This window comes from Mesorhizobium sp. M7D.F.Ca.US.004.01.2.1 (assembly GCF_003997785.1).
Taxonomy (GTDB): domain Bacteria; phylum Pseudomonadota; class Alphaproteobacteria; order Rhizobiales; family Rhizobiaceae; genus Mesorhizobium; species Mesorhizobium loti.
In genome coordinates, this window is sequence record NZ_RZRQ01000309.1 from 1 (window position 1) to 7,105 (window position 7,105).

The window sequence follows — 7,105 nt, forward strand, 5'->3', positions numbered from 1 at the left end:
TCTCTGGGCGCACCCAGAACACCTCCGGGTCGCCGGCGCTTTCGGCCATCGGGAAGACGCCCGAGGCATAGGCCTTAAGTAAAAGGTCGGTGGGGATGCGATAGCCGGGCGCGTAGGGACGGGTCATCGCGTCTGCGCGCTACTCTTCCTTGGCCAGATATTTTTCCAGCCAGTGGATGTCGTAGTCGCCATTGGCGATGTCGGCATTGCCGACGAGATCACGAAACAGCGGCAGCGTCGTCTTGATGCCGTCGACGACGAATTCATCGAGCGCCCGGCGAAGCCGCATCATGCATTCGACGCGGTTGCGCCCATGCACGATGAGCTTGCCGATCAGGCTGTCGTAATAGGGCGGGATCTTGTAGCCGGAATAGACGCCGGAATCGACGCGGATGCCGAGGCCGCCCGGCGTGTGGAAGTGGGTGATCGTGCCGGGCGAGGGCGTGAAGGTGCGCGGGTCCTCGGCGTTGATGCGGCATTCGATGGCGTGGCCATTGAACTTGATGTCCTCCTGCTTCACCGACAGGCCGCCGCCGGAGGCGACGCGGATCTGCTCGTGAACGAGGTCGATGCCGGTGATCGCTTCGGTCACCGGATGCTCTACCTGCAGGCGCGTGTTCATCTCGATGAAATAGAACTCGCCGTTCTCGTAGAGGAATTCGATGGTCCCGGCGCCGGAATAGCCGAGGTCGGCGATGGCCTTGGCGCAGATGCCGCCGATACGGGCGCGTTCTTCGGCATTGAGGGCCGGCGAGGGCGCCTCTTCCCAGACCTTCTGGTGGCGGCGCTGCAAGGAACAGTCGCGCTCGCCGAAATGCACGCCGCGGCCAAAGCCGTCGCCGAACACCTGCACCTCGATGTGGCGCGGCTTTTCCAGATATTTCTCGATGTAGACGGCATCGTCGCCGAAGGCCGCACCGGCTTCCGTGCTGGCTGTCTGCAAGGCGATCTCAAGATCAGCTTCGGTGAGGGCGACCTTCATACCGCGCCCGCCACCGCCGGCCGAGGCCTTGATGATCACGGGATAGCCGATCTCGGCGGCAATGCGCCTGGCTTCCTTTTGATCGGTGACGGCGCCGTCGGAACCTGGCACAACCGGAATGCCGAGACGCTTGGCGGTGCGCTTGGCCTCGATCTTGTCGCCCATGATGCGGATATGGTCGCCGGATGGGCCGATGAAGGTGATGTTGTGCGCGGCCAGTATGTCGGCGAACTTGGCGTTCTCCGACAGGAAGCCGTAACCCGGATGCACGGCATCAGCGCCGGTGATCTCGCACGCAGCGACGATCTGATGGATGTTGAGGTAGCTGTCGCGCGATGGCGGCGGGCCGATGCAGACGCTCTCGTCGGCGAGCCGCACATGCATGGCGTCGGCGTCGGCGGTCGAATGCACCACCACCGTCTGGATGCCGAGTTCCTTGCAGGCGCGCAGGACCCGAAGGGCGATTTCGCCGCGATTGGCGATGAGGATCTTCTGGAACATCAGGCCCGCTCTACTCGATCACGACGAGCGGCATGCCATATTCGACCGGCTGCGAATCCTCGAACAGGATCGCCGTCACAGTACCGGCGCGCGGCGAGGGGATCTGGTTCATCGTCTTCATCGCTTCGATGATCAGCAGCGTCTGGCCTTCCTTGACCTTCTGGCCGACCTCGATGAATGCCTTGGCATCCGGCGACGGCGCCAGATAGGCGGTGCCGACCATCGGCGAGGTGACCGCATTCTTGGAAAGGTCGGCTACAACAGGCACAGCGATGGCGGCAGCTTGGGCTGCTGCCGGGGCATAGGCCGGCTGCGGCGCTGCGATCGCATGAACGGCCGGTGCCTGGCGCGAGACGCGCACCTTCAGGTCGCCCAGTTCGACCTCGATCTCGGTCAGGTTGGTGTCGTTCAGTATGCCCGCCAGATCGCGGATCAGCTGCTGGTCAACACCGGTCTTCTTTATCGACATTTTCGAGCCTTCTGTTTGTTGGCCGGTCATAGGCGTGCTGCCAGCGCCTGCAATGCCAGCGTGTAGCCGAGCGGCCCAAAGCCACAGATCATGCCGACGGCGACCGGCGCGACCATGGAGACGTGGCGGAATGGTTCCCGCGCATGGATGTTGGAAAGATGAACTTCGGCGACGGGCAGCGGCGCTATGGCGCGGATGGCGTCGTGGATGGCGATCGAGGTGTGGCTGTAGGCGCCTGGATTGATGACGATGCCGACAGCCTTGTCGCCGGCTTCCTGGATCCAGTCGACAAGGTCGCCCTCATGGTTCGACTGGCGGAAATCGACCTCGAGCCCGAGTGCCGTGCCGGCCTGCTTGCAGTCCTCGGCGATGGCGGCCAGCGTCTTGCCGCCATAGATGCCCGGCTCGCGCTTGCCGAGCGCGTTGAGATTGGGACCGTTCAGGACGAAAACCGTTTTCAAAAAAACCGACCTTTTCCGGCGCCGGCATCAAGCCGGCGCGTTGGGCCCTCTATAATGGGCATAGCTGCCCGCGGAAAGAGCGCAAGTGCGTTCTTTCACTGTCCACAACGGGTGGAAATGTGGCCGTGAGAAATATGCCGGTGAGCAAATCAAAGCGCGGCTTTCGCCGCCTCGATCTTTTCAGCCAGCACTTCCTGCCCAAGCGCCCCGAACACGACCTCGTTGCCGACCACGTAGGACGGCGTTCCGGTGATCGCCAGCTTGTTGGCAAGATCGTAGGTCTTGGCGAGGGCCTCGTTGATTGTCGGGTCCTTCATTTTCTCACGCAGCGCCGCTTCGTCGGCACCGAGCGACAGCGCGACCTTGATGGCCGCCGCCTCGGTGGCGCGTCCCTGGCCGCCGAGCAGCGCATTGTGGAACTCGCCGTACTTTTCCGGCTTCATCAGATGGAAGGCCATCGAAACGACGCTCGCCTTCTGCGAATCCGGCCCGAGGATCGGGAATTCTTTGAGCACGAAGCGCAGGTCCGGATCGGACTTGGTCAGCGCCTTCATGTCGTCGATGGCGCGTTTGCAGAAGCCGCAATTGTAGTCGTAGAACTCGACTATGGTGACCTTGCCGTCCGGATTGCCGACGACGCCGTCGAAGGCCGAATTGAAGATCTGATCCTTGGCATTCTTGATCACGCCGAGATGAGCGATGCGCTGCTCTTCCTTCTGCTTGGCCTCAAGCGCATCCTGGACCTCCAGAAGGACTTCCGGGTTCTTCAACAGATAGTCGCGGATGATGCCTTCGACCTCGGCGCGGTCGATCTTGGTGTCGGCCGCTGCCGTCTCGACGGGCTGCGCGGTGCCAGCCCTGGCAATTTGTGGGCTTCCGGCCACGAACCCAAAAGCCAGCATGGCCAGGGCGACCGCAACCCCCGTGGTGCCCAGCAGCAGTGCCTTTTTCATCGTTCCGTTCCTTCTACCTGTTTCCGGTCTGGCTGTGTCGCAGCGCGCGACCGGAAGGTTCACTTGATCTTGGTTGATGCTTTGTAGTTTATGATATCCTGGGCGCGAAGCCAGCGTGGCTCGCCACGCTTCATCTCCTGCTGCGCCCGCATGGCGAAAATCTTCGCATCCTTGTAGTTGCCGGAATAGAAATGGCCCTCGGCGGTGGCGAGTTCGGCGCCCGGTATGTCGCCCAGCTCGCCATAGGCCTGCGCCAGATAGCGATACCCGGCCGAATTTTCCTTGTCGCGCCCGAGGCCATTGTTGATTTGCACGACGGCTTTTTTGAGCGAGTCGGGCGTGCCGACGGCCATCAGCGCCTGACCCATGGACACCGGCAGCAGTCCGGACCGCGCCGGATCGAGGCTGACCGCCTTGGCATAGGCATCCGCGGCTTCCTTGGGCTTGTTTGCCTTCATCAGGATATCGCCGCGCAATTCCTGGAAATAGGCATTCTTCGGCTGCGCCTTGATCAGTGCATTGGTCTTGGCGAGCGCGGCGGCGATACTGCCGAACAGGTAGGTCGACTGGGCATCGCCATATTGCGCGGCGAGGGTCCCTTGCATCTTGCGCATCAAACGCGACGCGGCGGCCTGGCCTTCCATATAGACGGCGATCTTCACCCGCATCATGTCATGACGCTGCTGCAGCGCGGGCGGGTCGAGCTTGTCGACATTGGGGCTCTGTTTCACCAGCACTTCAAGATTGGCGATGCGGTCTTGCGGCATCGGATGGCTGATCCGATAGGGATCGACCTGCGCGCCCGACAGCGACAGTGCCGTTTGGAAGCGATGGAACGTCTTCAGCATGCCCATGCCGGATTGGCCGGTGGCGTTGAGATAGGTGATCGCCGAGCGGTCGGCGGTCATCTCCTCGGTGCGCTGATAGGCGAGGATGCTGCGCTGTGCCATCTCGCCGCCGCCGGCAGCCACACCCATGCCCGCACCGGCAAGGCCGCGGCTGTTGGTGGTTGCACCGGCGACGATGGCGCCGGCGCCAAGCAATGTCGCGATGATGGCCATCGTCTTGGCGCGTTCGAGCTGGTCGCGCAGCTTCTGCTGGTGGCCGCCGGCGATATGGCCGGCTTCGTGGGCAATGACGCCAATGATCTCGTTGGGCGTTTCGGCCGTCATCAGCGCGCCGGTGTTGATGAACAGCCGGCGCCCGGTGACAAAGGCGTTGAAACTCTGGTCGTTGACCAGAACGATGTCGATGCCGTCATTCGCCAGACCCGCCGCCCTGAAGATCGGCCGTGCGTAATCGCGCACCAGCGCCTCGATCTCGGCGTCGCGCACCACCGGCACGTTCTGGGCAAAGGCGCTGACCGAACTCGCCATTGCAACGGCTACGCCAAGCGAAAGCGTCGCGAAGACGCGCGCTGCCTGGGCAATCGTCGATCTGGGTCGGCTCAACATGATGGCTCCACTGGTAGACGAGCGGGCGAAAGATGAAAAGTCGGCGCCGGAAACTTCCTCAACTTGTGATCCTCACATCAATCGGGCATTTGTGCGGCACATGCGCCAGTGCTTGGCGCCGTCAGTCATCGGGAATACTGGTTAAATGGTCGTTTCGCTCTCACGCCGTGGCAATGTCGAACCCTTCCATGCCATGGACATTCTGGCAGAGGCAAACCGGCTGAAGGCCGAGGGCGTGCCGGTTGTTTCGATGGCCGTCGGCCAGCCCTCCGATCCCGCGCCGGTTCTGGTTCGTGCGGCCGCGGCCAAGGCTCTGCAGGACGGACGCATCGGCTACACCGACGCGCTCGGCCTCGCCGCCTTGCGCAAGGCGATCGCCGGACACTACGCTGATCACTACGGGCTTGATATTGAGCCCGGCCGGATCGCGGTGACGACCGGGTCGTCGGCCGCCTTCAACCTCGCCTTCCTGGCGATGTTCGACCCGGGTGACCGCGTCGCCATCGCGGCGCCCGGCTATCCCGCCTATCGCAACATCATGGCCGCACTCGGCATCGACGTGGTCGAGATCGAGCTCGGCGACGCCGCCTACCTGCATGCCGGCCATCTCGAGACCGCGCATCGTGGAAAGCCGCTGAAAGGTGTTCTGTTCGCCAGTCCGGCCAATCCAACAGGCGCGGTCATTCCGGCCGATGAACTGGGGGCTCTGGTGAGGACGGCACAAGACCTCGGCGTCGCCGTCATCTCCGACGAGATCTACCATCGGCTGGCCTACGCCGCACCCGACACCACGGCGCTTGCCTATGGCGGCGACGTGACGGTGATCAACTCGTTTTCGAAATACTATTGCATGACCGGCTGGCGCATCGGCTGGATGGTGCTGCCGCAAGACCTGGTGCGGCCGGTCGAGCGCGTCGCCCAGAGCCTCTACATCTCGCCGCCTGAATTATCGCAGATTGCCGCGATCGAGGCGTTCAGGGCAACTGAGGAGCTGGAGGCGGTGAAAGGCCGTTACGCCTGGAATCGTGAGCTCTTGATGAAACGTTTGCCGGAACTCGGCTTTCCGCTGGCGGCGCCAATGGACGGCGCCTTTTACGCCTTCTGCGACGTCACCAGGCACACCAATGACAGCATGGCCTTTGCACGCAAGATGCTGGCCGAGGCGCATGTGGCGGCAACGCCTGGCCGCGACTTCGACACGCAGGCGGGGCACCGGACCATGCGTTTCTCCTACGCCGGCAGCCACGACGACATGGTCGAGGCAATGGCGCGCATCGAACGCTGGTTGAGGTAGGGCCATGCCGGAACTCGAACAAGCGCTGGCCGAAGTCGCAGCCGAAATGGCCGAGCGCACCGATCGTGGTGATGTCGCCACCTACATTCCGCAGCTGGGCAAGGTCGATCCGAAGAAGTTCGGCATCGCGGCCGTCACCAATGACGGCGGCGTGCTGATGGCAGGTGACGCCGAACAGGCCTTTTCGATCCAGAGCATCTCGAAAGTGTTCACCCTGACACTGGCGCTCGGCAATGTTGGCGACGCGCTGTGGCAGCGGGTCGGACGCGAACCGTCAGGCAATCCGTTCAACTCGATCGTGCAGCTCGAGCACGAGAACGGGATTGCGCGCAGTCCGCTCAGCAAGGCCGGCGCCATCGTCATTGCCGACATCCGGCTTGCCGGCCACCAGCCGCGTGAGGCGATCGGCGAAATCCTGCGCTTCATCCAGTTCCTCGCCGATGACGAAACGATCATCATCGACCGCGAGGTCGCCGCGTCCGAACGGGCCACCGGGTACCGCAACTTCGCGCTTGCCAACTACATGAAATCCTTTGGCAATCTCCACCATGCGCCGGAGCTGGCGCTAGGCGTCTACTTCCACCATTGCGCCATCGCCATGAGTTGCCGGCAACTGGCGCTCGCTGGCCGCTTCCTCGCCAATGGCGGCAAGAACCCGGCGACCGGGCATTCCGTGGTGTCGGCCGAGCGGGCACGCCGCATCGGCGCGATGATGCTGACCTGCGGCCACTATGACGGCTCCGGCGATTTTGCCTTCCGCGTCGGCATTCCAGGCAAGAGCGGCGTCGGCGGCGGCATATTGGGTATCGTGCCGGGCGTGGCCTCGCTTGCCGTCTGGTCGCCCGGCCTCAATGCCAACGGCAATTCCAAGCTGGGTTCGATCGCTCTGGAAAAGCTGGCCAGGATGATGAACTGGTCGATCTTCGCGCCGTAAAGCGCTTCGCGGCCCATCGGAATGCCAGATATGAAAAATCCCGCGCCGTCTTTCGAT

The 7,105-nt window shown here is 63.1% G+C and carries 7 protein-coding genes and 1 pseudogene; 2 read left to right on the forward strand and 6 right to left on the reverse strand.

The window, feature by feature from the left end; translation table 11 throughout:
- The 6 genes and pseudogenes from EN993_RS38030 to EN993_RS28490 all read right to left on the reverse strand — a co-directional run.
- Positions 1-127: pseudogene (locus EN993_RS38030) on the reverse strand (leucyl/phenylalanyl-tRNA--protein transferase); the annotation flags it as partial.
- Positions 128-139: 12 nt separating this feature from the next.
- Positions 140-1,483 (reverse strand): acetyl-CoA carboxylase biotin carboxylase subunit, encoded by a 1,344-nt coding sequence (gene accC / locus EN993_RS28470; protein ID WP_023812133.1) that lies wholly within the window; start codon positions 1,481-1,483, stop codon positions 140-142.
- 10 nt (positions 1,484-1,493) lie between these two features.
- The gene (accB, locus tag EN993_RS28475; RefSeq protein ID WP_109671760.1) at positions 1,494-1,952 is read right to left on the reverse strand and encodes an acetyl-CoA carboxylase biotin carboxyl carrier protein; all 459 of its coding nucleotides are present in this window, start codon (positions 1,950-1,952) and stop codon (positions 1,494-1,496) included.
- 26 nt (positions 1,953-1,978) lie between these two features.
- On the reverse strand, positions 1,979-2,413 hold the full coding sequence (gene aroQ / locus EN993_RS28480) for a type II 3-dehydroquinate dehydratase (protein ID WP_109671702.1): 435 nt from the start codon (positions 2,411-2,413) through the stop codon (positions 1,979-1,981).
- Between the two features lie 149 nt (positions 2,414-2,562).
- Positions 2,563-3,366 (reverse strand): DsbA family protein, encoded by an 804-nt coding sequence (locus EN993_RS28485; protein WP_127265441.1) that lies wholly within the window; start codon positions 3,364-3,366, stop codon positions 2,563-2,565.
- Between the two features lie 59 nt (positions 3,367-3,425).
- Complete coding sequence (locus EN993_RS28490; protein ID WP_127265442.1) at positions 3,426-4,820, reverse strand: M48 family metalloprotease; 1,395 nt, start codon at positions 4,818-4,820, stop codon at positions 3,426-3,428.
- A gap of 145 nt (positions 4,821-4,965) precedes the next feature.
- On the opposite strand from EN993_RS28490, the gene EN993_RS28495 reads away from it, so the two are divergent.
- Together EN993_RS28495 and EN993_RS28500 are read left to right on the forward strand one after the other, a co-directional pair.
- The gene (locus EN993_RS28495) at positions 4,966-6,114 is read left to right on the forward strand and encodes an aminotransferase class I/II-fold pyridoxal phosphate-dependent enzyme (RefSeq protein ID WP_109671699.1); all 1,149 of its coding nucleotides are present in this window, start codon (positions 4,966-4,968) and stop codon (positions 6,112-6,114) included.
- 4 nt (positions 6,115-6,118) lie between these two features.
- Positions 6,119-7,048, forward strand: coding sequence for a glutaminase (locus EN993_RS28500; protein ID WP_127265443.1), 930 nt, complete (start codon positions 6,119-6,121; stop codon positions 7,046-7,048).
- Positions 7,049-7,105 lie beyond the last annotated feature (57 nt).

Coding starts and splice junctions, on each gene's coding strand:
- EN993_RS28490 (WP_127265442.1), bottom strand. CDS start 4,820: ATGTTGAGCCGACCCAGATCGACGATTGCCCAGGCAGCGCGCGTCTTC.
- accB (WP_109671760.1), bottom strand. CDS start 1,952: ATGTCGATAAAGAAGACCGGTGTTGACCAGCAGCTGATCCGCGATCTG.
- accC (WP_023812133.1), bottom strand. CDS start 1,483: ATGTTCCAGAAGATCCTCATCGCCAATCGCGGCGAAATCGCCCTTCGG.
- EN993_RS28485 (WP_127265441.1), bottom strand. CDS start 3,366: ATGAAAAAGGCACTGCTGCTGGGCACCACGGGGGTTGCGGTCGCCCTG.
- EN993_RS28495 (WP_109671699.1), top strand. CDS start 4,966: ATGGTCGTTTCGCTCTCACGCCGTGGCAATGTCGAACCCTTCCATGCC.
- EN993_RS28500 (WP_127265443.1), top strand. CDS start 6,119: ATGCCGGAACTCGAACAAGCGCTGGCCGAAGTCGCAGCCGAAATGGCC.